The sequence below is a fragment of the Methanosarcina vacuolata Z-761 genome (assembly GCF_000969905.1).
In the GTDB taxonomy this organism is placed as follows: Archaea; Halobacteriota; Methanosarcinia; order Methanosarcinales; family Methanosarcinaceae; genus Methanosarcina; species Methanosarcina vacuolata.
This window is the reverse complement of the sequence record NZ_CP009520.1, coordinates 2,362,200-2,387,822: the sequence shown is the minus strand read 5'-3', so window position 1 is coordinate 2,387,822 and position 25,623 is coordinate 2,362,200. Positions and strand designations below refer to the sequence as shown.

The 25,623-nt window shown below is 40.2% G+C and carries 16 protein-coding genes; 6 read left to right on the top strand and 10 right to left on the bottom strand.

Features of this window, described 5'->3' with window-relative positions:
* Window positions 1-147 precede the first annotated feature (147 nt).
* Window positions 148-978 (bottom strand): hypothetical protein, encoded by an 831-nt coding sequence (locus tag MSVAZ_RS09915; protein WP_048120623.1) that lies wholly within the window; start codon window positions 976-978, stop codon window positions 148-150.
* Window positions 979-1,442: 464 nt separating this feature from the next.
* Between MSVAZ_RS09915 and MSVAZ_RS19505 the strand changes: the two genes are divergently transcribed.
* Window positions 1,443-1,775 carry a flavin reductase family protein gene (locus MSVAZ_RS19505; protein WP_232316050.1) on the top strand — a complete coding sequence of 111 codons (333 nt, stop codon included), beginning with the start codon at window positions 1,443-1,445 and terminating at the stop codon, window positions 1,773-1,775.
* Between the two features lie 223 nt (window positions 1,776-1,998).
* Here the strand turns inward: MSVAZ_RS19505 and MSVAZ_RS09905 are convergent, their stop codons facing one another.
* The gene (locus MSVAZ_RS09905; protein WP_048123878.1) at window positions 1,999-3,195 is read right to left on the bottom strand and encodes an aldo/keto reductase; all 1,197 of its coding nucleotides are present in this window, start codon (window positions 3,193-3,195) and stop codon (window positions 1,999-2,001) included.
* Window positions 3,196-3,954: 759 nt separating this feature from the next.
* Here MSVAZ_RS09905 and MSVAZ_RS09900 point away from each other — a divergent pair.
* Entirely contained in the window at window positions 3,955-5,223 is a 1,269-nt protein-coding gene (locus tag MSVAZ_RS09900; protein WP_394297468.1) for a right-handed parallel beta-helix repeat-containing protein, read from the top strand.
* Between the two features lie 774 nt (window positions 5,224-5,997).
* Here MSVAZ_RS09900 and MSVAZ_RS09890 read toward each other — a convergent pair.
* The 5 genes from MSVAZ_RS09890 to MSVAZ_RS09870 form a co-directional block, all read right to left on the bottom strand.
* Window positions 5,998-8,646: a vWA domain-containing protein gene (locus MSVAZ_RS09890; RefSeq protein ID WP_232316049.1), complete on the bottom strand. Its 2,649-nt coding sequence runs from the start codon at window positions 8,644-8,646 to the stop codon at window positions 5,998-6,000.
* Window positions 8,643-10,619, bottom strand: a complete 1,977-nt coding sequence (locus MSVAZ_RS09885; RefSeq protein ID WP_048120619.1) for a BatA domain-containing protein — start codon at window positions 10,617-10,619, stop codon at window positions 8,643-8,645. Before MSVAZ_RS09885 ends, MSVAZ_RS09890 begins: the two co-directional genes overlap by 4 nt.
* Before the next feature lie 8 nt (window positions 10,620-10,627).
* The gene (locus tag MSVAZ_RS09880; RefSeq protein WP_048120613.1) at window positions 10,628-11,509 is read right to left on the bottom strand and encodes a DUF58 domain-containing protein; all 882 of its coding nucleotides are present in this window, start codon (window positions 11,507-11,509) and stop codon (window positions 10,628-10,630) included.
* A 202-nt stretch (window positions 11,510-11,711) separates the two neighbouring features.
* A complete protein-coding gene (locus tag MSVAZ_RS09875) occupies window positions 11,712-12,731 on the bottom strand; it encodes an AAA family ATPase (RefSeq protein WP_048123876.1) in 1,020 nt (339 codons plus the stop codon).
* A gap of 16 nt (window positions 12,732-12,747) precedes the next feature.
* On the bottom strand, window positions 12,748-13,602 hold the full coding sequence (locus tag MSVAZ_RS09870; RefSeq protein ID WP_048120611.1) for a hypothetical protein: 855 nt from the start codon (window positions 13,600-13,602) through the stop codon (window positions 12,748-12,750).
* A gap of 803 nt (window positions 13,603-14,405) precedes the next feature.
* Between MSVAZ_RS09870 and MSVAZ_RS18855 the strand changes: the two genes are divergently transcribed.
* The 3 genes from MSVAZ_RS18855 (at window position 14,406) to MSVAZ_RS09855 (ending at window position 20,284) form a co-directional block, all read left to right on the top strand.
* Window positions 14,406-16,025 carry a PKD domain-containing protein gene (locus MSVAZ_RS18855; protein ID WP_052727942.1) on the top strand — a complete coding sequence of 540 codons (1,620 nt, stop codon included), beginning with the start codon at window positions 14,406-14,408 and terminating at the stop codon, window positions 16,023-16,025.
* Window positions 16,026-16,528: 503 nt separating this feature from the next.
* A complete protein-coding gene (locus MSVAZ_RS21240; protein WP_052725406.1) occupies window positions 16,529-18,073 on the top strand; it encodes a PKD domain-containing protein in 1,545 nt (514 codons plus the stop codon).
* Window positions 18,074-18,763: 690 nt separating this feature from the next.
* Window positions 18,764-20,284 carry an aminoacyl-histidine dipeptidase gene (locus MSVAZ_RS09855; RefSeq protein ID WP_048120609.1) on the top strand — a complete coding sequence of 507 codons (1,521 nt, stop codon included), beginning with the start codon at window positions 18,764-18,766 and terminating at the stop codon, window positions 20,282-20,284.
* A 157-nt stretch (window positions 20,285-20,441) separates the two neighbouring features.
* Here the strand turns inward: MSVAZ_RS09855 and MSVAZ_RS09850 are convergent, their stop codons facing one another.
* The gene (locus tag MSVAZ_RS09850) at window positions 20,442-21,380 is read right to left on the bottom strand and encodes a cytochrome c biogenesis CcdA family protein (protein WP_232316048.1); all 939 of its coding nucleotides are present in this window, start codon (window positions 21,378-21,380) and stop codon (window positions 20,442-20,444) included.
* Between the two features lie 573 nt (window positions 21,381-21,953).
* On the opposite strand from MSVAZ_RS09850, the gene MSVAZ_RS09845 reads away from it, so the two are divergent.
* Window positions 21,954-23,132, top strand: a complete 1,179-nt coding sequence (locus tag MSVAZ_RS09845) for a right-handed parallel beta-helix repeat-containing protein (RefSeq protein ID WP_198146734.1) — start codon at window positions 21,954-21,956, stop codon at window positions 23,130-23,132.
* Between the two features lie 501 nt (window positions 23,133-23,633).
* Here MSVAZ_RS09845 and MSVAZ_RS09840 read toward each other — a convergent pair.
* Together MSVAZ_RS09840 and hxlB are read right to left on the bottom strand one after the other, a co-directional pair.
* Window positions 23,634-24,746 carry a pyridoxal phosphate-dependent aminotransferase gene (locus tag MSVAZ_RS09840; protein ID WP_048120606.1) on the bottom strand — a complete coding sequence of 371 codons (1,113 nt, stop codon included), beginning with the start codon at window positions 24,744-24,746 and terminating at the stop codon, window positions 23,634-23,636.
* Between the two features lie 70 nt (window positions 24,747-24,816).
* Window positions 24,817-25,431, bottom strand: a complete 615-nt coding sequence (gene hxlB, locus MSVAZ_RS09835; RefSeq protein ID WP_048120605.1) for a 6-phospho-3-hexuloisomerase — start codon at window positions 25,429-25,431, stop codon at window positions 24,817-24,819.
* Window positions 25,432-25,623 lie beyond the last annotated feature (192 nt).

The following is a 25,623-nucleotide window of genomic DNA, read 5'->3' as shown; positions in this document are numbered from 1 at the left end:
GGTTCTTTAATCGGTTGGGACTTTTGCGTTAGATTCCAATGCTGACGTTTGCGTTACTTTCAGTTGAGGTATCCTGAATTCGGCCAGGGAGGCAAATAGGGCCGAAGACTTTTGTTGCACAGAATCGTCGATATACGTTTTCTGTTTTTACACGGCGGAATCCCTGGATGAGTGCATTATTTTCTTCAGTTCGTCAAAAGACTCGGCTCCTTTGATATCTTTCATCAGGGCCGTAAGTTCAGTAATACTGCTGTTGAGCTGTTCATCACTCGCGTTTTCGCTTTCGTTCACTCTGGCTTTAAGAAGCTCTATTTTCTCCTCAACGGAATCAAGTGCCTTTGCCTGTTCATGGGTTAACAGGACTTCTTTGAGTTCTGCTGCAGTAGAGGCTTCACTCACCTCGGTATACAGGTCTTGAATCTCAGTAATCTTCTCGTTGAGCTCTTCAGCTTTGCTGCTATCGCCGGCTTCCGTAAGCCTGGTTTGAGCGGCTTCGGCTCTTTCAGTCATATTCTGGAGGGAATCAAGGATAACAGCCTGAACATCAGTGAAATTTTCATCAGTTATGTTTTCAAGCAGGATATGACAAAATTCATGCCCTTCGTCAGTCTCTGTTTGCATTTCATCAGGTTCCACATTCCTTCCGTCATTTTCCATACCCTCATTTGCCTGCCTTTTTCTAGACAAAACCGTCTGGAAGTCGGATGCATTTGAAACCTTACTTATCTCAATATAAAGATTTTGAAGTTCAGTAATTCTCTTACTGATTGAGTCCAACATGTCTGCCTGAACTTCAGTGTAATTTTCTTCGCTTATATTGCCTGCAGGACAAGAAGGACAAGATCCCGGACCATAAATCAGATCCGTCGAGTTTTCCAGGGTTGCGTTTTCTGAAGCAAAAGACCCTGTAGGGACAATACTCAATATAATCAGCACCATCGCAAAACGGGAAATCAACTTTAATGTTTTTACTATCATAGATTGCCTCCGTTAATTACCATGTTTTCCTGCTCTTTTTGTCTCAGCGCTGTTTCCTGTTGACAGTCCTGAAGTTACTGGATTAAATATAAGCTTACTTTCAGAAACAGAAAAAATTATAGAAATTTAATTTAACGAATAATTTTTTTGAACTTTAGATTCCGCCAGAATCTTTTAAATCTACTGATTAATACTTATAAGGACTCTTAAATACTTCGGCCCTTAAATACTTCATTTTTCGTGTTGTATCCTGAAATGAGATTTTAAACTCAAAATTAGTTGAAAGTTTAATGTCTAATACAACTACAGACGACGCAAAAGGTTAAACGTTGAGTAAATTCCAATTTCATCTTGGTACTGTGGGACGATTATGTAATATGAAACAAATTCGAAGTTGGAGTTAAATAATGGATCACCTGTACACCTGTCTTTCCGCAGATGTTCTCTTAAAATGAATAATTTTCTTGCTATCGTTTCGACCCCCTCCATGCGTTAGCGTATCTTTAAGAAAAGCGACTTACAGCTATGCGGGCATCATGGAAAATAGGGCATTTACAATCAGTACCACATCAGAAGCTTATTTAAAACAGACCGATAACTTTGGAACCGCAGGTGGAAGGGATGAAGATAAGTTTTGCCTGACGCCGGTAAGAAGCAAGCTTGTGCCTGCCCCTTATGTGGGTGAATTTCCTGTTGTCCTGGAGCGCAAGCTTCTGCATAACTTTGATATAGGGCTCCATACCCTGCAAGAGAACTCCTGGATATCAAAGTCGGTGCCTGGATATCAAAGCCGATGAATCCTTTTTCGATGAAAAAGGAAAAACCGATATTGAGAAAATCAAGCCTATTATTATATAACCCAGGGAATGAAAAATATTATGGCTTCGGGTGTAATCTTGGAAAAGCTTTTTAGATAGACAAGGAGTGTTGAACGAAAACGCAACATCAAAAACTAAAAAGTAAAGTAAAATAAAGTAAAGTAATTGAAAGTAACAAAAATTATGCATTTCAAATTCTTTTTTATTCCTTCCTAAACGTCTTTTTCGCGAAAATCTTCCATCCTCTTAGGTCTTTTCCCTCAAATTTTTCCTTCACGGCTTCGAGAAGGGAAGGAACATCCAGGTGCTGTGGGCATTTTTCAATGCATTGTTCACACTGGACGCACTGGGAAGCATACCCTGGCACGTCGCCTCTTATTATTCCTCCGGGTTTTGATGCATACATAAGTTTTGCTTCCCTTTCATTGCCTGACAGGTAAAAGTTATCGAAGATTTCAAAACAGCCAGGAATGTCCACGCCTGAAGGGCAGGGCAAACAATATCTACAGCCTGTGCAACCGGTTTTCATAAGTTTCCTGTATTTTTGTTCCACTTTTCTTACAAGCTGCAGTTCGGCGTCGGTCAGGGAGTTCGGATAGGCTTCAGATGCGATTTTCAGGTTTTCTTCAATATGGGATTCCTCATTCATGCCTGAAAGCACAACCGTAACCTCGGGTCTGTTCCAGATCCATCGAAAGGCCCATTCGGCTGGAGTGCGCCTTACAGGAGCTTCATTCCAGATCTTCTGCACTTCAGGAGGTACAGGATTTGTCAGCTTGCCTCCGCGCAAGGGTTCCATGATAATAATACTCAGGTTTTTTGAAGCAGCATACTCAAGCCCTTTCGTTCCTGCCTGGTTTTTTTCATCCAGAAAGTTATACTGGATCTGACAGAAAGTCCAGGGATATGCATCCACAATCCGTTTGAAATCCCCTGCAGATCCGTGGAAGGAGAAACCTGCATTTATAATTCGGCCGTCAGCTTTTGCTCTGTCAAGAAAATCCAGCACTCCAAGTTTTTCCATTTTGTCCCATAAAAGCCCAACAAGTCCATGCACAAGATAATAATCGATATGGTCAGTCCTGAGCCTTTCAAGCTGGGCATTCAGGATCCTGTCCATATCCTCCCTACTTTTTATTGTCCAGGAGGGAAGCTTTGTAGCAAGTTTAATTTTTTCTCGGTATCCATCTGCAAGGGCCCGGCCAAGGAAAGGCTCGCTTTCTCCCATATGATACGGCCAGGCCGTGTCGATATAGTTTATTCCGTGATCGATTGCGTATCTAACTTGCCGGGTAGCTCTTTCTTCATCTATCTTTCCGTCCCTGACCGCAAGGCGCATGCACCCAAACCCAAGTATAGAAAGTTCATCTCCGTTCTCTGGTACTTTTCGGTAAAGCATTTCCATTACCCTTCTGTTTTAAGCTTTTACACTATTTTAAGGGTTTCTACATCCGAATTGCGTTTCGTCACCCGAGTTCCGTCACCCGAGTTCCGTCACCCGAGTTCCGTCACCCGAGTTCCGTCACCCGAGTTCCGTCACCCGAGTTCCGTCTCGGGAGGACGGTGCCCTTTTCGCTCACTTCGTTCGCTCAAGAGGGGTAATTTCTAGATAAAGAAACTAATTTAGCTTCGGGAGGACAGCGAGAGTTGCACTTTAGAAGGACAGAGCCTTTTGCCACCATAAAGAATTCAGTAGTGTGGTATTTCATAATGTGCCGACTTTTTGAAAACTATAAATCTCAAAAGTTATTGTTTGGAGAATTCAATATCAAAAGATGTGTTTATCCTTCAGCATACAAAATATTGACTTTTATTTTACAGCAAATTTAAAACAATACTATAAATTCTCTTAAATTATATTAATATTAAAATACTGTTCTTTAATGGAAAAGTTTAACTATATAATTTTCCAAAATAATATCAATATTTTTTAATAAAGAATAAATGATCAGGGCATATAATAATGAAACGGGTGGACAAGTATTTTTCAGTAAACTTAATGTCGTCAATTCTGATTTTATTCCTAATTTTCTTTTCATCTACGACATCTGCAGTTACTGAACAAAATAGTACGGCTACAATGACGGAAAATAATACCACATACAATCCATTATATTTGGATAATCTATGCTATGGTAACCTCATACAGAATAAGACGGTGTCTGTAACTGGAGATGGAAGTGGAGACTTCAACTGCGATGGAATTGATGATCAGGTCGAGATAAATCAAGCTCTTAAATATGTTGCGGAAGATCCTCAGTTTACAACTGTTCATTTAAAAGGCCCATATACATACGTCATCTCGGATAGTATTTTTATTGGAAATAACACGACCCTGGAAGGCGATCCTACAGCTGTAATTAAACTTATAGACAACGCGGGCTGGGCAGTTGATAAGCCACTGATAACTCAGATGGACAGTAACAAAATAAATGGAGTAACTATAAAAGGGTTTGAAATAGACGGAAACCATGACAATAATCTAGATAAAACGAATGGATATGGATTTTACAATATGATCCAGTTCTGCAATTCCACGGACATTCAAGTTCATGATATGTACATGCACGATGGACACGGAGACGGATTGAAAATAGACCACAGTTCCAAGGTTCAATTTTACAATAACTCTGTGTATAAAACGGGCCACAATGCTTTTTTTGCAGAAGATTGTCAGAATTTAGAGACATGGGACAATAAAATAACCATCAGAACGGATTGTGGTCTTAGAGTTTTAAATTCAAATCATGTGAAGTTTCATGATAACGTAATCGATTCCTTTTATCACTGGAGTGCAGGTGGTTCTGGCATTATGGTTGAAAAAACAACAGGTGTCGTTAACGATGTAGAAATATATAACAATACTATCCATGATACTTATGGGTCTGGAATCTGGTTAATAGGTTGGTTAGATTCTTATCCCAGGGAAGAAGCCCAGAATGTCCATATTTTTAATAATATCTTTTATAATACTGGCATGAACCCAAATATTGACCTGGTAGGAGGTATAATAACAAGTGGGTTTTACGATACTCTCATCGAAAACAATATCTTTGACGGGGTGTATAATGCGGCAATTATTCATATGTTACCTACAGGATCCCACGTTTCTCCTACCTATGAAGCTCGTCTCAGTCTTTCATCCATAGGCACAAAATACACAACAGTTGTTCGTAACAACATAATCGTAAATACTCAGAAGTGCAAAACAGACCCTGAGGGAACCGGATATGCAGTAATCAATTATCTACCTGAAACACACACTTTTGTGTTGGAAAATAACTGTTTGTACAATAACTCTGCAGGTAACTACCGAAACTGCACATCAAGTACAGACATCTATGCAGATCCTCTCTTTGTAAACCAGAGTATACACGATTATCGTTTGGAGCCAAACTCTCCTTGCATTGATGCCGGATATACTTAAGAATGATTCAAGTACAATATCAAAGTATTGTTGCCAGGAATAATTAATTTGAACTGGCATACAATGCTCAAATAACGAACTCGGATGACGGAAAGCGAGCGAAGGACTCGGATGTCGCCCAGATAAAAGGTACTTGTAACGTTCTTAAAAATTTTTTATAAAATGAGGTAGCGTTCTCATCCGAAAAAACCTGGGAGTTCCGAACGGTATTCAAGAGACTCACTTTATTATAGTTGGGGAAGAGGTATTGAGGTACTTGACTCATCGTTGCGAATTTCTCTTTCTATATCCCTTATTGTGGAGTAATGTTCTGGAGTAGGTGCTCTTTGCTAGTGGGGTGTTAAAGAGATGAGAACGCAATTTATACTACACAGTTATTGTATATAATATTTTTAACAGTTAACCTTATTTTATTTCTCTTTTTTTGTGTATCTTGCTAACTTTAGTTCATTAAACAAACGCTTGTTTCATTAATTTAATGATCGTACAATCTTGTAAACTACGCTCTGAAACAACTCAAAATTTTTAGTAAGATATAAGAGAATATTATTTCAGAATTAAAGAAGAGACTTTTTATTATTTTCAAGATTTTTTATTGTTTTCTTGTTTTTTGAAAGATGACGGTCAACTGTTATCGGAATCCATGTTATATTTTGACGGTCCCAGACGATATTAAAAAGTCTCTGAAAGAAAGTTCCAGAATAAAAGAATACAGGTAAAGTAATTGCAGATGAAATTGGCCTTATGCAGATGAAAATCAACCTGGAATACAGCTTACTTCATACGGGTGTTATAGGTGTGATATACCGTATATATCAGATATATGAGAAAGGCAAGCACAAGGATATATTTAGTATACATTATTTTTGCCACGGCTTTCTTTTCGGTACGGGTCATGGAATCGGTTGTTATCCGGGAATAAATATCGGCTGCTGTATAAATTTTTCCGCCGTTTTCGAGCAGGGCTGTTCGGAATAATGGGTTTTCGCCTACATGCATATACTCATCAGGGCAGTTCGCAGAGGCAGGTCTCCATGAAATATCTTCGATGCCGAAGCTTTCAGGTATAAATTCCTCAGTATGATTTACGCCAGCAGGCTTTTCGGATATTTTATGGAGTCCAAAGGTGGTTGGGGTGACATATGATTCGTACATATTGTTTCCGAGAGGTGTTATTTCCATAGGCTTTTTGTCAAAATAAAGCTCAGGAATTCCTTCTTCCCTGGTTGTAATAAGGACCCTGCCCTGCTGGTTTATTTTAAGGTCAGGAATTTTTAACTGGAGGCTCTCGTACATCTCGATATCCGCAACTGCCCAGTTCAGGGTTCTTGTAATCACAAGACTGTCGTTTCCGGAGTACAGCGCATGAGCCCAAGGAATTCCATTACCGTATCCATTGTCAGTTGTAATAGCTGCAACCCGGCCAAGGCCAAGTCTCCAGACTGTGATTACGGGTTTTCCCAGCCTGGTTGTTACAAGACGGTTTGCTTCCGGCTTTGGGCTTACTTCATTGTAGCCCAGAAGATCACAGGGAATTTCGGAGATTTCCTTTGTAATGAAATGCCTGGGGTCATAGACAATCAGTGCACCACTGGAATAATCGTCTTCTATCTCCTCAGACTCATCCGATCTCGCAGAAAAACTGACATTTACCCGCTGTCCCGGTTCAATCCTGTTATAATTTTTCGATAAACCGATTTTATTCATCAGGAGGTAAGCGTAATAATTGCCATTGGGATTGACCTGGCGCTCAGTGCTTGGAGAGTGGATATGGACAAAATGGATGCCAATTTCCTCTTCCCGAAGCGAATCCGCACAGCTTACCGCCTGTTCAAACGTTTCATCACCCTCGTATTTATTGCCTATCCCACCATCAGAAACGATTATAATTTCAGCATCTGAACTGCTGTTCTGTCCTCTAAGCAGGCTGCGTGCAGTTAACATTCCTCGTTCAAGTGATGTCGAGTCTCCTGAAGGGGTGATTTTGCTGATCTCGCCTTCAAGCCACACTCTATTCGATTCTTTGGACATGTCCACAAACCCGTCTGTAATGTCCTGTCCTTTGCTCCCGAATGTGATAACATCCACTCTCGCATCTTTCAGGTGCTCGTTTTCAAGAAGCACAATAGCATTGGAAAGTATGTCATCTAAAACACGCCCTCCAATTTTGTTACTTTGCAGAGTGCTCGGCGAGACATCAAGCATCAGGACAATATTCCTGCCGCCTCTCCAGTTTGAAGGGCTGGATGTAACAGGCAGAAGTTCCTCGAATTGCGTATTTTGATATGTATTTTCGGCAGGATAATCGAAAGAAGCATCTCCTCCGACCACTACCATGCCGCCGCCATTAATGATATACTTCCTGAGGACTTCAACTTCCGAACTTGAAATTGTCGATACTGCCTGATTGTCGATTATAACTGCATCCATGCCGTTAAGAGAATCAGATGAAAGGGAACCAGATGAAAGGGAGCCAGATGACCGTGCAGTATGTACTTCATAAACCTCATTAAGTATAGCTGCCAGAGGCGAATCAGGTTCATCGGTCACAAAAAGTACTTTCGGTTTTGGCGTTACATATACACCTTTCATGTACTGGTTATTATTCTCAAAATAATCAAGACCTTTAACGTTTATGCTTGCGGGATGAAGTGTTGCTTTTATCGTATGCGGTCCCAGTGTATCGAATGTATGGTTGAAATCAAAACTTTCTATCCTCCCGGTCTGGGTAACCTTCTTTTCCATCACCTGCTTACGGTCAACCGTAACTCTCAGCTCATACTTCATTTCATTTTCAGTTGACTTACGGACATGAACCTTGAAAGGAGCCTCATTTTCGATTACAAGTTCGTTTTCTCCTTCAATCTCTACGCTGAGGTCTTCTTTAACCGCATCAGGAATAAGTGCAGCTACAGGAAAGCCATTTTTGTAGCAGTAGGAAAGTGCGTCTTCAATTGAAGTACCTGAGTTGCTCTGCCCGTCAGAAACTATAAGCACATAATTTTCAGGTGATGCCTGCTGCAGAATAGTATCCCCAAGCGAAGTCTGCGAGCCTGAAATGCTTGTAACCGTAACAGGAACTTTGCCGCTAAGTTTCTCTAATATATCCTGCGGAACTCCCTTCTGAAGCAGTTCCATACTTGCGGTTTCATCCGAAATTATGGTTATCCTGGATTGATTGGTCTTTGGGGAAGTTATCTCTGCGGAATACGGAGCTGCGAGTGCCAGGATCAGGAGGAATGCAACAAGTACATGAAAAAACAGATGTTTTTTACTGGCTTTTTTTCCCAGTCCGAAAAGCAGGAAAACCGCAAGAGGCAGGAGGAGAAGCAACTCGGATTTATATAGAAAACCAAAACTCATAAAATCAAAACTCATAAAATCAAAGCTCATAAAATCAAAACTCATAAAATCAAAGCTCATATTATTCTCCTCCTGAACATGAGCACGTTCTCAAGAACAAGAAGGAGCAGAAGGGCGTAAATAAGGTATTTTCGGAGTTTGTCAGGTGATTTCGTATACAGGTCTTCTTTCTGTATATCTTTGCTCTCACCTGTCAGATTTAATCGATTCTCAGTAAAGGTATTTGACTCCGTGGAATCATAGAGGTTAGCTGCAACGGTTTTCTGGTTCAGCTCATAAAGCCCGCATTTATCGTAGTAAACGAATTTATTGCTGATCGTTTCCCCGGGGGTTTTGACTCTGACATTCTGGTCAAACGCCTCGTATCCACCTGTATTTACATTTGTTTCACTGATGTCCCCGACTCCCCATAAGTATTTGAGAAGCTTTACCCAGAATACCGGATACGTGGGAACCGTAGGGAAATTGTTCCACGCATCATTTCCAGTAGTATCGCTAATCCCCACATAAGTTGCTGTCCCGTTGTTAATCTTCCAGGTACAGACTACAGGCCCCGCTCCTTTGAGTCCGGCAAGCACCAGGGAATTTTCACGCGGAACCGCAGCCAGGTATTTTCGAGTATACACTTCGTTAAATGAAATTCCCTCAAAAACCTTTGTACCGCTCCCTGCGGTCTCAATCGTATGGCTGGAGTCTTCTTCAATTGAGTTGATCTCTACAGGAAGGACAGGATATAACTCGTGCATCTCTGAAGAATTATACAGGCATCCGTTTCCTATAACTATCAGGTCTTTCCCGCTTTGCGCGTAAGAAACGACTTTCTTTATGGTGGAAGCTGGAAGGGGTTTATGCTCACAATCTATGAGAATAGTATCATATTTTTCAATAGTATCATATTTTTCAATAGTATCATATTTTTCAACACCTGCTAGAAGTTCGTGTGGAAGGTCGTGCTGTACATCGACCGAAAGGCCAGGCATAAGGGACAAGGCCGTAATCACAGGAGATTTGCTTATTGCCGGGTCAAGGTCTGTTGTGTCAGGGTTTATTGTGTCAAGGGTTGTTTCAAGGTCTGTTAATATCAGCATTTGTTTCGGCTTGATTTCAGGGATAGAAATCCAGGCAATATTATCACAGGGTACTGCATCCTTATTGAGAATTTTCACGGTGGATATCCCCTGAGGAATACTGGAAAATTTTATCTGCTGGGTCCCGAATTCCCCAAGCGATACAGGCTCGCTTATTTTTTGGGTGGAAATCAGGCCTGATTTGCTTTCCAGCTGCACATCGAGCTTCACACTTTCATTATTAAAATTTTTGACAGTACAGGTGTACTCATAGGTCCCGTCATTTTGGTCTTTGAGATATCCGCTTATAATTGCATAATTGGAAGCTGCTTTGCCGACCTGCCTGAACTCCAGCTCCATATCTTTCGCCCTGGCGATTTTGATATATGTTTCAGGGGCTTTGCCTGCCCAGTTTTCAAAGTCGGAGATGACTACAATTTTTGCTTTTTGATTTCCCTCGTCGTTTATAACGGTCAGAATAGCTTCAGGAATCTCGCCAGAAGTATCCCTTACTTCCAGACTATTGATTAGCTCTTCAGCATCAGTGGCTTCTATCGCTTTTCCAAGTACCACAGGCATGCTTTCGGCAGCGATAATCGTGTTTTCCTTGCCCAGGCTTTCTATTGCTATGGATTTTGCAGCTTCGATTCTGTCAGGCACAGCCATGCTGGCAGACGAGTCTATAATAACCACAACTCTTTCCGACTCCTTCGTAAGATTCTCAAGTAGAGGACCTGCAATGGCAAACGCCAGGAGGATCAATGCAAGTAATTGTAAAAAGAAGAGCGGATCTGTTATTTTTTTACTGAGCTTACGCCTGGAGTCGAATGCATTCCTGCTGATTTTCCGGACAAACATCAAAGAAGGCAGGATTATCAGTTTTGGGCGGGGTTTAAGTAAGTAAACAATAATCAGGGGAATTACACCTGCAAGCGCAGCCAGACCCAGGGGAAATTCATAATCCATAGGCAGAGTCACCCTTTACCTATGACCGTGAGCACGGTGTCAATAGGCCGATTATCAATACTGATTTTGAAATAGGGGATCTTGAAATCGTGTGCGATTTTATCCAGCTCAGCCATATGCTTTCCAAATTCGGCTGCATATTCCTTCCTGAATTCCTGACCCACTGAGATGCTGAACTCTTCGTTTGTTTCACTGTCAATAAATTTGACTGTGCCGTCTACGGTTTCAGGCAGGTTGATCTCGGTTTCGTCATAGAGATGTATAAGCACGAGTTCATGCCTGCACAATCTGTGGACAGCATATCGGATAGAGTCAGGATCATCCAGAAAATCTGAAATTACTAAGACCATTGATTTTGACTTTATTCTGGGGTATATGGAATCTGCACAGTCTGCAAGCTTTGTTTTTCCATTGACTGAGATTCGGGAGAGGTTGTCAATGGTCCGAAGAAATTCATCTCTTCCTTTGAGGGCTTTAGTATAATCTACATTCTCTGCAAAGGTTGCAATCATATACTGGTCGTTGTATCGCATTACGATGTAAGAAATTCCTATAGCTACAGTTGATGCGTATTCGAATTTGTTAGGGTTATTTTCAGGAATGAGCATGCTGGTGCTGGCATCAAGCAGTATTACCATGTTCAGGTTTTTGTCCTCTTCGAACCTGCGTATATACAGCTTTTCAGTACGGGCATAGAGGTTCCAGTCAATTTTCTTTAATGAATCTCCCTGGTTGTATTTTCTGTGGTCTACAATGTCAAGCCCGGATCCCTTCTTTGTTGAGAGATGGCTGCCTGAGTGAATGGCTGCTACTCTGTTCCTGATCGGGAGTGCATACCTGTCGAGCTGAGTCAGGAATGAAGTATCTATCCTATGTTTTTTACCGTCCATATCCTGTCTCTGCCTCCGTCCAATACTTCCAGCCACTTACTATTACACTTCCAGCCATACTTATCCCGACTCCCTGCCATTTTCTATTACACCCGACCATATCTATCCCGGCCTCCTGACAGATTTACTGCCAGTTTCAGCCGCGCTTATCTCCAATTTCAGCCGTGCTTATCTCCAATTTCAGCCGTGCTTATCTCCAATTTCAGCCACGCTCTCGTTCGTTATACAGTTGTTTTTTATCCTCGAGGATTTTTTGTATAATTTTATCGCTGGTAGTATTGTTCCGTGCAGCCTCAAATGAGAGAATAATCCTGTGGCGAAGGACAGGGAGTACCATAGCGTCTACGTCTTCTTTTTCGACGTATCCCCGGTTGTCAAGAAATGCATTTGCTTTTGCACAGAGAATAAGGGCTATTGAAGCACGCGGGGATGCACCGGCTTCTATCAGTTCAGGCAGATTTCGGGTCTGGTTTACGATCTCGATTGCGTACCTTTTTAGTTTGTTGGAAATTGGAATTCTCCGGGTGATCTGCTGGAGTTCAAGGAAGGTCTCTTTGTCTATGCACCGTCTGACAGCAGGTCTGAATGCCTCAGCATACCGGTTTACAATTTCAAACTCCTCTTCTTTGTCCGGATATTGTAGCTGGATTTTCAGCAAAAACCTGTCAAGCTGGGCTTCGGGCAGGGCATAGGTTCCTTCCATCTCAATCGGGTTCTGGGTAGCGAGTATAAAAAAGGGTTTGTCAAGCAGATATGTAGTATTTGCCACTGTAACCTGCTTTTCCTGCATAGCCTCAAGCAGCGCAGACTGGGTTTTTGGCGAGGCGCGGTTGATCTCATCGGCAAGGACAATATTTGCAAAAACCGGGCCCTGTTTAAACTTGAAGCGTTTGGAGCCTTTCTCGTCATCTTCGATTATGTCAGTGCCTGTGATATCCGCAGGCATGAGGTCAGGAGTACACTGTATCCTGCTGAATTTCATGTTCATAATCTGGGAAATTGTGGATATGGTCAGGGTTTTACCCAGACCGGGGTTGCTTTCTACCAGCACGTGCCCTTCACACAGCATGGCTATAAGGATCTGCCTTATCATTTCTTTCTGGCCGACTATGGCATTGCCTATCTCTTTAAAAATAACCTCGAAAATTTCAGATGCTTTTTCATAGGTTGGTTTTAAATTAAGTTCCGAATCTTCAAGCTGGACTTCCTGTATTTCTCGCATTGGAACTCCTCTTTTTTCAAGATGAGAGCTTTTCAAAGTACTGCTTTATCAGCGGTTCATATTCTTCAGGCAGTTCTTCACTATAGGACTGGCTGTACCTGAATCCTTTTTTAGAGCCGTTTGAGCTTCCATTTAATTCATTTGCGGTCTCTGAATCGACCTGGTTTGTAAATCCAAGTCCCAGGCTCGGGTTGATCTCCATTTCAATCTGTTCTCCGTTTTTTATTATGACAGTCTCTACACCATACTCGGTATCATCAACAGTTTCATTTTCCACATCGCCTGCTGCCTTTCCTGCCGGTAAATCCGGAATTTTCTCTTTCAACTGGCTTGGAGAAATGTCAAAGCTAAAATCTTCAGCTACACAGAAAACAATCAATCCGCTAAATAGCAAAAATATCACAAATGTGCGGAGAATCTGTCTGAGTGGAGCAATTTTTTTGATATCAATGCCGATTAATTCTTTGAGAACATCAAGAAAAAGTTTATTTGTAACTATGTTAAAATTTTGGTTGTTATCGCAGGCCGTACCTAGCTTTGTCCTGAGCCCCGGAAAGTTCCTTTCAAGCAAGCTTATGAGGTTAAATTCCCCTTTTTTCCTGAGCAATTTATCGCAGACAACTGCGAAAAAAGTGATTATAACCGCTCCCACAGCCATTAAAATAATATTGAACCTGTAGGGGTCAATGTAGTTCTGGGTTTTAGAAAATGTAGCCATTCCGGGAAGAAAATAAGCAAACTCGTAGGCATTGAATAAAATCATAAGCAGGAAAAGAAAGGTAAATCTCTCAGCTATTATTAAGAGCCGCAAAAACCCGTAATAGCGCTTCAAATAAGTTTTATATTTTATCAGCACGGGCTCAAAAAACATGTAAATCCTTCCCATTATTGGAATTTCACGCTAAATATATTGTAGATGTTACTAAAATACTTTTCCAATAATTTTTGGCATTTAGAACAATGGAAAGAATCCGATAGATGTAAAAAATCCGAAAAAAGTGATAGTTTGCGGGAGCAGAAGTCCAGATTCCCGGAATAAAAACAGTAAGTGATCCGGCACAGTTTGATTTTACCAAATAAAATGAATGCACTTGCTTTTTCGGAATTGATCAAAGATTCGCTACTAAAATTAAGTTGGAACTCACTCAAAATTTAACAAAATTTAACTTATGTGTTGCCTGCTCTTGTATAAGGTATTAAACATTAAACTTTCATAGAGTTTTTAATCTGCTAAATAATTTCAGGAGACGATATCCTGATTTTATTTATTAACTCTTTTTAAGTCCGTTAGGAATTCTCAGAATTGTTTTCATGATCATGAGCTTGATTGATTATTCAAAATACAAGGCCCAGGAAGCAAATATTAAGTTTTGGGATTAATTCGTCAACTGGAAAAACAGCAACAGAAAGCCTTCAACTGTTTTAACAATAAACTGTTAATTAAATTGTATGTTTGGCATTACATATAAAATAAATATTAACAAAGATATAATAAGTTTAGAAAGTGCTTTATATAAGGACAAGCCATCACTATTTATAGATAATGTTGCAGATTTTTTGCTTTTATGAAAAGAAATTTTTACAGCAAACGATCAGCAAAATCAGTACTAGATTTTGAAGAGACCAGTTTACATTAAAAATATTAAAGAAAAGAAAAATAATGGAGTAGGATCAATGAAAATTAACAAAAAGTTGCAATCTGCAGCTTTAATACCAGCAGCTCTGATTTTATTTTTAATTCTCGTTTCATCTGCGGCATCCGCAGATACTGACCAAGGCGTTTCGTCTGCAGGTATATATGCATATATTACAAATGAGTTCAGCAGTACTGTCTCTGTAATTGACACAGCAACAAACACTGTTACAGCCACCGTGCCTGCAGGATACGAACCTGCTGGAGTTGCAGTCAACCCATCTGGGACAAAAGTATATGTGGCGAACTTTTATGGGGAGGACTATGAAAATACCCTTTCACTATCAGTTGACGCGAAATCAAAATCCTCAAAAATAACAACGGAACAGGTAGAAACTGATGGAGGAACTGTCTCCGTAATTGACACAGCAACAAACACCCTTATAGCCACTGTGCCTGTAGGAAGTTATCCAATTGGAGTTGCAGTAAACCCGGAAGAAACAAAAGTATATGTGGCAAATCGGGGTAGCAGCACTGTTTCTGTAATTGACACAGCTACAAATACTGTTACAGCCACTATACCTGTAGAAAATGCCAATGGAATTGCAGTCACACCGGATGGAAAAAAGGTATATGTAACGGGCCTTAACACTAATACTGTCTCTGTAATTGATGCAGCTACAAATACTGTTACAGCTACAGTACATGTGGAATACACTCCTTTTGGAATTGCAGTTGCTCCAGATGGAACAAAGGCATATGTGACGAATGCCGGCTACACTGTCTCTGTAATTGACACAGCAACAAACACTGTCACAGCCACCGTGCCTGTAGGAGAATGGCCTTTAGGAGTTGCAGTTAGTCCAGATGGAAAAAAGGTATATGTGGCAAATGAAGAAAGCAACATCATTTCTGTAATTGATACAGCAACAAACACCGTTATAGCTACGGTGGAGGTAGGCGATCATCCTTTTGGAGTTTCAGTCACACCGGATGGAACAAAGATATATGCGGCGAACTATTACAGCAACACTATATCTGTAATTGACGCAGCAACTAATACTGTTACAGCCACCGTGCCTGTAGGAAATGGTCCGGTTGCTTTCGGGCAGTTTATAGGTCCTATCTCACTGGCTCCTTTCACAAACTTTTCTGCAGCACCCACCGAAGGAAAAGCACCATTAACGGTTGCATTTACTGACAAAAGCATAAGATCCCCGACTAAATGGAAATGGGATTTCGGAGACGGAACAACTTCAACCAAGCAGAATCCAACGCATAAGTATTCCAAAGTAGGAAGTTATACTGTTAAACTTACAGCAACAAATGCTAAAGGCAGTAACACGGCAACAAAAACAGATTATATAAAAGTAGTAACAAAACCGGTTGCTTCATTCTCTGCGACACCTACCTCCGGAAAAGCACCATTAGCCGTTAAATTTACTGACAAAAGTACAGGAATACCGACCAAATGGAAATGGAGTTTTGGAGACGGAACAATTTCAAGGGAACAGAATCCAGAACATGAGTATTTACAGGAAGGAAAATATAAGGTTACACTTACAGTAAGCAATGTGGCAGGCAGTAGTACTGTAACTAAAACAAATTACATAACAGTGACAACAAATACCAGACCTGGCATATACGCTGAAAATAAATAAATTATAAATTGAAACGATAAAAAGATCAAGGCTAAAGGGTATGTATGATCATCAATCAGATATGAAAAAACCAACCCTTTTAGCCTTAGTTTATATTCTCCTCTTTTCGATTTTGAGTGATTGGTCTTTCTTTTAATTTATTAACTCTTTGTAAGTGTTTGAAATTCTCAATTAGTACTTATGATTGAAGTGTTCTTAACTCGTATCTACAATTCAGCTGAAAAACAGCAACAAAAAGCCTTCAACTGTTTTAATAATGAAATGTTAATTAAATTGCGTACTTCGTTTCAACAAATCAAATAATTAATAATATAAATATAATAATTTTGGAAAGTGCTTTATATAAAGGACAAGATATAAGTTTTTTAATAAATTTTGTAAATTTATACACTATTGTAAAGAGATTTTTGCAATAGACTACTAACGAAATCAATGCTATATTTTGAAGAAACAATTGCGGCATGAAAAATGTTAGAATAACGAAGAATGGAGGAGTAGGATAAATGAAAACTAACAAAAAATTGCAATCAGCCGCCTTAGCATCAGCAGTTCTGATTTTATGTTTAATTTTTGTTTCATCTGCGGCATCCGCAACTACTGAGCAAGGCGCTTCGTCTGCAGGGACGTATGCATATATTACGAACAGTGGGGATAACACTGTCTCTGTAATTGACACAGCAACAAACACTGTTACAACCATTGTACCTGTAGAAGGAGGTCCTTATGGAAATGCAGTTAGCCCGGATGGAACAAAGATATGGGTAGCGAACTTCGACAGTGATACTGTCTCTGTAATTGACGCAGCTACTAATACTGTTACAGCCAGTATACCTGTAGGGTCCAATCCGTGGGGAGTTGCTGTTAACCCGGATGGAACAAAGGTATATGTGGGGAACTTCGACAGTAACACTGTCTCTGTAATTGACGCAGCTACAAATACTGTTACAGCCACGGTGCCTGTAGGGAGTTATCCACAGGGAATTGCAGTCAACCAGGACGGAGCAAAGGTATATGTGGCAAACAGGGGCAGCAACACTGTTTCTGTAATTGATGCCGAAACCAATACTGTTATAGCTACGGTAGATGTAGGAAATGGACCTTCGGGAGTTGCAGTTAGCCCGGATGGAAAAAAGGTATATGTGGCGAACTCCGACTATGATGGGACTGTCTCTGTAATTGACACAGCAACAGACACTGTTACAGCTACTGTGCCTGCAGGAGGATGGTCTTTTGGGATTGCAGTTAGTCCAGATGGAACAAAGGTATATGTGACGAACTCCGACTATAGTGGAAAGCTCTCTGTAATTGACGCAGCTACAAATACTGTTACAGCCACTGTTCCTGTAGGGTGCACTCCTTGTGGAGTTGCAGTCACACCGGATGGAACAAAGGTATATGTGGTGAATCAGTGGGATAGTACTATCTCTGTAATTGACGCAGCAACCAATACTGTTATAGCTACTGTTCCTGTAGGAAGCAATCCATCTGCTTTCGGGCTGTTTATAGGTCATCTCTCACTAGCTCCTGTAGCAAACTTTTCTGCCAATCCTACTGAAGGAAAAGCTCCGTTAACTGTTTCTTTTACTGACACTAGCACAGGAGATCCGACTAAATGGAAATGGGATTTTGGAGACGGAACAACTTCAACCAGGCAGAATCCAACGCATAAGTATTCCAAAGTAGGGAGTTATACTGTTAAACTTACAGCAACAAATGATAAAGGCAGTAACACAGCAACAAAAACAGGCTATATAAATGTGGTAACAAAACCTGTTGCTTCATTCTCTGCAACACCTACCTCAGGAAAAGCACCATTAGCCGTTAAATTTACTGATAAAAGTACAGGAATACCGACCAAGTGGAAATGGAGTTTTGGAGACGGGACAATTTCAAGGGAACAGAATCCAGAACATGAGTATTTACAGGAAGGAAAATATAAGGTTACACTTACAGTAAGCAATGTGGCAGGCGGCAGTACTGTAACGAAGACAAATTACATAACAGTGACAACAAATACCAGACCTGGAATATACGCTGAAAATCAATAAACCTTAAATAAAAATGAGAAAAAAGTAAAAACTAAAGGATCGTGAGGATCATCGATCAAATCTGGATAAAAATGGTGAAAGTAATTTTATTCAGATTTGAGAATTACCTTTTTATATAAATTTTGAAACTGACTCCCAATCCAGTTCCTTATCTGATTTTACGCAATAATCCAGTTCTTTAACTGATTTTAAGCAAACTTAAAACGTCTATCGCCTTATCTCATTTTTGTTGTTTACATTTTTGTATCGAAACATTGGTATTACTATGTTATACTCATCAGGTCTTAGAATTTTGAATTTTTGCCTTAAATTACAAAGCAATAAATCACATAATCCTGAAAACTCGAACTGAATATATAATTTGGGTATATTATGCAAACTTATTCAAACTACATGACAGTTTTCAATAAATTATAAAAATATGTGAATCCGTAAACTAAACAAATAACACTTTAATAGCAACCTAATAATAACTCTGATAACATCAATAACTCCTAAAGACAACCCTAGAAATTACCCTAGAAATTATCCTAGAAATTACCCTAGAAATTATCCTAGAAATTACCCTAGAAATTACCCTAGAAATTACCCTAGAAATTACCCTAGAAATTACCCTGGAAATTACCTTGGAAATTACCCTAGAAATTACCCTAAAAATAACTCATGTAAAAAAATAAAAAATTGATTCCTATGCACCCCAAAACTCAACAGATCCTCGAAGTCTTCCAAGAAATCAATAAAATCCCGAGACGTTCAAAGCATGAAGAACAGATTTCAACCTGGCTGCAGGAATGGGGCCGATCCAGAGGTTTTGAGGTAAAAGCCGATTCCTTAAACAATGTGCTCATCAAAGTCCCTGCAACGGTTGGATTTGAGAATTCTCCCACATTTATTCTGCAGGGGCATATGGATATGGTCTGCGAGAAATGTAAGGATTCCGGGCACGATTTTTCCAGAGACCCTATAAGAAGCATTTGCGACGGAGATTGGATGCAAGGAGATGGGACTTCCATAGGTGCGGACGATGGGATTGCCCTTGCACTTGCACTGGTACTGGCAGAAGCGGGGAAGAACGGAGAAATCGGGCATCCACAACTTGAGCTGCTTTTTACGGTGGACGAGGAAACAGGCTTGACAGGAGCGAGAGGACTTGAGACTGGCTTTTTTGAAGGAAAAAGGCTTCTGAACCTTGACTCCGAGGATGAAGGCGTTTTTGTAATAGGGTGTGCAGGCGGGCAGAATTCGCTGATCACACTTCCTGTTGAGTGGGAAAAACCTGACTTTAAAAGAGAAAATTTATTCAAATTTTTCAGACTCTCGGTTGAGGGACTGGAAGGCGGTCATTCCGGGGTTGAAATCAACAAACAGCGCGCAAACGGGATACAGCTACTCTTTCTGGCATTGGCCAAACTAAGGGAAAAGCTTGGGGCAGAAAATGTAAGGCTTGTCCTGCTTAACGGTGGCAGTGTCCATAATGCAATTCCCAGTACTGCAGAAGCCTTTATTGTACTCCACAGGGAAAAACTCGAAAAAGCCGACGAAACCATATCAGATCTCAGACATGCATTTAAAGCTGAATATGCAAAAACTGATCCTGGACTTATTTTGAATCTTGAGGAAATTAGCAGAGAAATAATCTTTGAAGTTGCAGACGATAAGGTCCCCAGAGGGGAAGTATCTCATGTTTGGGTTTTTTCGCCAGAGACTGAAGACAAACTTATAAAAATGATCCTGGGGCTGCCGCATGGAGTTTATAGGATGTCGGACGTTATTCAGGGGCTTGTTGAAACCTCTAATAATCTTGCAACAGTGCGGACGGCTGGAAACAAAGTAATGATTGTATCAAGCCAGCGCAGTTCAAACAATCCCAGGCTGGCTGAAATTAGCGGAAAAGTGGAAGCAGTTGCAAAGCTTGCAGGCGCATGGGTTGAACATGAGCCCGGATATCCTGCCTGGGAGCCCGACCTGAAATCCGAACTGCTCTTGAAATGCAAGCAAGTCTATACCGAAACATTTGGGAAAGAGCCTGAGATTGAAGTGATTCACGCAGGGCTTGAGTGCGGAATAATAGGTTCGGCGTATGAAGGTATGGAAATGATTTCATTTGGGCCTACTATCAAAGATGCACATTCTCCTTCGGAAAGAATCTTCATTCCTTCGATTGAGAAAGTCTGGATATTCCTGGAAAACCTGTTTAAAACTTATTGCTGAAAAAGGCTTCTTATTCAGTTGCTTCTTATTCAGTTGCTTCTTATTCAGTAGCTTCTTATTCAGTGGAAGCAAGTGACAAACTGTATTTGAGAATCAAGCCTTTTAAAAAGCTGCTTGAGCAAAAACCCCGGCAACATGGCCGGCGTGGTCAAGCTAGTTAAATTACTCCAAGCTGCATGAGCCAGGCGACGGATATCAGTATGATTCCTGTCGTCAGCCTTATTTCCACTCTCCATCTTTCCCTGAATTCGGTGACTTTATTCGGGCTGAGTCCGAAAGCAAGTAGGAGACCAAGAGCTATTACGGGAATCAGAAGCCCTATATGGTAAATGCCAATGTATAACGTTCCTTTGACAATGTCGGTTTTTGTTGCCAGGATGCTAAGGAGTGAGAGAAAAATCGCTCCTACGCAGGGTGCTTTGACCAGAGAAAACATACTTCCTGAAAGGAAGGACAGCGACACAAGGCTGTTCTGGTCCATTTTGCCCATAAAGTTTTTTAATGGTTTGGGAGTCCGGAAAGTGGTTCTCGCATGCTTTTTCAGCCAGTAGCCATCAAAAATATGCCAGAAGCCGAGCAGGGCAATTATCAGAATTGAAGCTCCTATAAAACTTTCCTGGATTTCAGGCAGGAAATTAACAACACTGAGGATGCTCATTCCAGCAATCATATACATGGCAAAGATTCCTGCCGAAAAACCAAGTGTGATTTTGAGCATGTCCTCTCTTTTTCCATGCTTGACAAGGGTAACTGAAGCAAGAAAAGCCATTACCGCAAGGAGGCAGGGATTAAAACCCGCAAGAATGCCTGCTGCCAGAAGTAAGAAGGGGCTGATTTTTTCAAGGTGCTTGTTTTTTCCGTCTCGAGTACCTGTCATGGGGAGCGAAAGATTCTCGGCAAGAAGCGTAGAAGGTATCTGGGTTTCCGTCAGAAAAAAACTGGCTGTGCTTATATACATTTCATAAAAACCACTTGTCAACCGGCCTCCCGATACCGTTGCTGAAGCGATGGACGCAGGAGTCAGCAACAAAAAAATGCAGACCAGCGCAAAAATTCCTTTGTGTACAAACAACTTAGGCACATTTTTCTTGTTCATATATTTTTCCAGAACTATTTTATTAAGTGATTTTAAACATCCGGGACCAATAGACACATAATCTCTACTGAAATTCAGATTTTTACTTGTTTTAAGGTCTTTTCTTATGGAAGGAGAGACCTGTATATCCAGATCGAGTTTTCATTCTTTAATTTTCCTCTTTTATAGTAAAAAAATTATGTATTGATAACAATTATTTCTTTCGATTTTACTAATCAGTGTTCATACTTTTAGTTTTAATTTGTGTATCTGTATATTAATTTTGTTGAGATATTATCTATTTATAATAGTCTATCTGAGCTAACCAGGATTAAATATAAATTAAAACTCTTCTAATTAAATTATGAGTTTAGTATATTCTAATAGGTTCTAGCTTTGAAACGGCTGAGACACACTTACCACACTTACCACGCAGGATGATATAATCCAGAATTAATCAAGAATTAATCAAGAATTAAGTGACTTTTCCCGGCAAAAAAGTATAGGAAAGCTATGAAAGTTCAACGGAGTAATACCATTCCAAAAAAGACCTTTATCAACGGATTAACCATAAATCAACTAAAAGAGGTATACATGAAAAAAGTACCTGTTTTTTTAATAGTGTTTTTCGTAGTGGCAAATATTTCAGGTGCATCAGCAGATACAATCACAGTAGGCACTGATAGTGAAGGAGCAGATTACGCTAGTATACAGGATGCTATCAAGAATGCAACTGCTGGCTATACAGTTCTTGTTTTTCCGGGAAACTATACGGAAAATGTATATGTTGACAAAGAATTAATAATCAGTTCTCTTTCTGGGAATCCGCTTGATACGGTTGTTAAGGCTGCTAACTCTAAAAATGATGTTTTTACTATTGTGTCAGATAACGTAACTATTCGCGGGTTTAGCATAACAGGCGCTGGAATAGATCAATACGGAGATGATAAAGCCGGGATTTATTTTGAAGGGGCCAATAACGGTATCATAACGGAAAATAATGTCTATTCAAATGGTTATGGCATTTTTCTACATGACTCGTACAACAATACACTTACAGATAATAGTGCATATATGAGTGGCATCGGCGGCATTTTTTTGTGGAATTCCAGCTATAACAGGCTGTACAATAATTACATAAACACAACTAATCATGAGGGTATATATCTATATGAATTAAGCAATAATAATGAGTTGAATAATAACACTGTGAATTTTACATATTCCGGAAGTGGGGTTGCTCTATCTTTATCTGATAATAATAATCTTACCAGTAATACAGTATTAAATAGCAATTCAGGAGTTTTACTTACCGGATCAAAACTGAATTCTCTCATTAATAATGTAGCAAATTCAAATAACTGGAATGGTATAGATTTTCAAGAAAGTAACAGTAATACCCTGTGCAATAATACTGCAAATTTTAACAAGAATAATGGAATTTTCTTGATAAAATCAAACAACAACAGGTTAGATTACAATAATGCCTCAAATAATTCATATCACGGCATAAATCTAAATAATTCCAGCACGGGAAACATATTGACTGGCAATATCGCAGATTCGAATGGTAAAAAGAATATTCACGTTGTAGATCCAGAAAATAATATGATAAACGCTGTTTTGCCTCAAGAAAGCGACTCAGCTCAAGGAAGCGACTCAGCTCAAGAAAGCGACTCAGCTCAAGAACTGTTATTCCAGAGTCATATACCATCACTTCTAGCGGTAATAATTGCAGGTTTAATTATATCATGGAAAACGCGTAAACATTAAGTGTAAACTAAAGCGATCATTCACGGTAACCATTATATAATTTGGCTCTTCGCTATTCCGTATGGATAAGATGATTTTCAACTCAAGCCCGCATTGGTTTTTATGAGAAAATTATGAGGATATCCACACAAAACAACGAAGAGCCTATAATTTAAGTTTAGGGAAAACTAAAACGCACCAAAAAAACAGCCGGAAAAGAAAAAGACAGCAGAAACATGGGAAGAAGAGAAAGATATAGAAAGAAAAATCCTAGAAAAATATTCTTTTTATCTGAAAGTTATCTGAAAGTTATCTGAAAGTTATCTGAAAGTTGTCTGAAAGTTATCTGAAAATTATCTGAAAGTTGTCTGAAAGTTATCTGAAAATTATCTGAAGGTTATCTGAAAGTTATCTGAAAGTTATCTGAAGATTCTCCAAATTATTGAAGATTCTTCAGATTATTTTTAATATTCCTTAAGCTATCCTCTAAGAATATTTTATTAGAGCAGTATCTCTGAATTTTCAGAGTACTTTTTCCATGATGCCTAAGGCTTTTTCGATATCTTTCATTGAAGCCGCGTAGGAAATTCTAATATGTCCGTCCCCTTCACTTCCGAAGGCTGTTCCGGGAGTAACAACAACACCGTTTGAGATAAATTTCGAGGCGACCTCTGCGGAATTCTGGACTTTCGGGAAAGCGTAGAAAGCTCCTTTTGGAAGAGCACATTCCATTCCTAGATCATTCAGCCCTTTTACAAGCACGTCCCTGCGCTTTCTGAACTCTTCTCGCATGGCTTTGATAGAGTCTTTGGGTCCTGTCACCGCGGCATAAGCGGCTTTCTGAGCGATTGAGTTAGCGCAGGCCTGGAAGTACTGGTGCACCTTAAGCATCTGGCTTATGTAGTCTTTTCTGGCTGCCACGTACCCTAGTCTCCATCCGGTCATTGCATAGCTCTTTGAGGTCGCATTTACAGTAATCACATTGTCCGAATAGCTGGCAGGGCTTACGTGTTCTCCTTCGTAAACGAAGTACTCATAGACTTCATCGGAAATAATGGTTATATTGTGGTCGTCTGCAATCTCGGCCAGGGCTTTTATATCTGCCCTGCTTGCAACTGTGCCTGTGGGATTTGAAGGAGAATTAAGAACGATGACTCGAGTTTTCGGAGTGATTTTCTCAAGCACAGCCTCAGGCTTCATGGTAAGGTCTTCGGCAAGGGGAACACCTACGGCTTTTCCACTCAGGATTTCGGTCAGCGCATTGTAGGAAACGAAGCCAGGGTTTGAAATAAGGACTTCATCCCCATGGTTTAAAAGAGCTGCAAGGGCAATTGCAAGAGCTTCTGATGCTCCAGAAGTTACAATTATTTCCTCAGGGGAAACCGAGAACTCGTTCTCTTCCTTGAACTTGGAACTCAGGACCGCTCTTAACTCCGGAATTCCCGGACCAACCGTATAACCCGTAAAGCCTTCGTTTATAGCTTTTATTGCCGCGGCCTTTATATGCTCTGGAGTGTCAAAATCAGGCTGCCCCAGCCCGAGGTTAATAGCGTCCGAGCCCGCGGCTTCAAAAATCTTCCTGATACCTGAGGTATCTATTCGGGCTACGTTCTCTGAAAACTTTATTTCCTTCAAATTAGGCTCTCCTGTATCCCTATAAATTAATTATTTTTAGATTTACCTTCTGCTTTCTGGCGATTAGCTTTCATTCGATATTCGTATGTCTCGACTTCAGTTCGGCTTCAGAGGCACCTGTAAGCGTAATAAGCTGAGAGATTATCGAATCAAGGAAAATAAGCGATGTAATTTCGAAAGATGTACCCAGCGGAGGCATGGTTTTGTAACCTCCCCGCATGTTTCTTTCAAGGTAGCCGCCTGCGTCAGGGTCATTTTTAGTCTTGCTTGGAAGGATCATAGCAACATCTGAGATTCTACCTAATGTAGATTCTTTTTTAGATGTAACCGTTATGAGAGTTGAGCCAATGTCTTTTACTATTTTTCCGAGGTCAGCTATAGAGTGTGTTTCTCCTGACCCTGAAATAGCAATCACTACATCCTCTGGCCGGACAGCAGGCGTTGTAGTTTCACCAACCACATACACGCTGAATCCCAGGTGCATAAGCCTCATTGCAAAAGCTTTGGCAACAAGCCCTGACCTTCCAGCCCCCATCAAAAAGATTCTTTCGCCTTCCAGAATTTTCTGAATCATCGATTTTATTGCTTTTCTGTCAAGTTTATCGATTATTTCACTTAGGTTTACTGAAATCATTCTCATTGATAATAGTACGTCTTCGCAGTCGTTTACCTGAACTTTTTCCATATGAGTTCTCCGAAAAACATTGAGTTAAGTGCCTGGTTAAATGCTTAATTCTATAATAATTAATTGATTAAATTTTATTTACCTGCTTATTGTTAATGATATTTATCTGTCTCTGTTAATAATAGTTACCTGCCTGTGTTAATGATAAAAACGCCCCTGAAATACTTTTACCAAAACCCTTCTTCATATTTA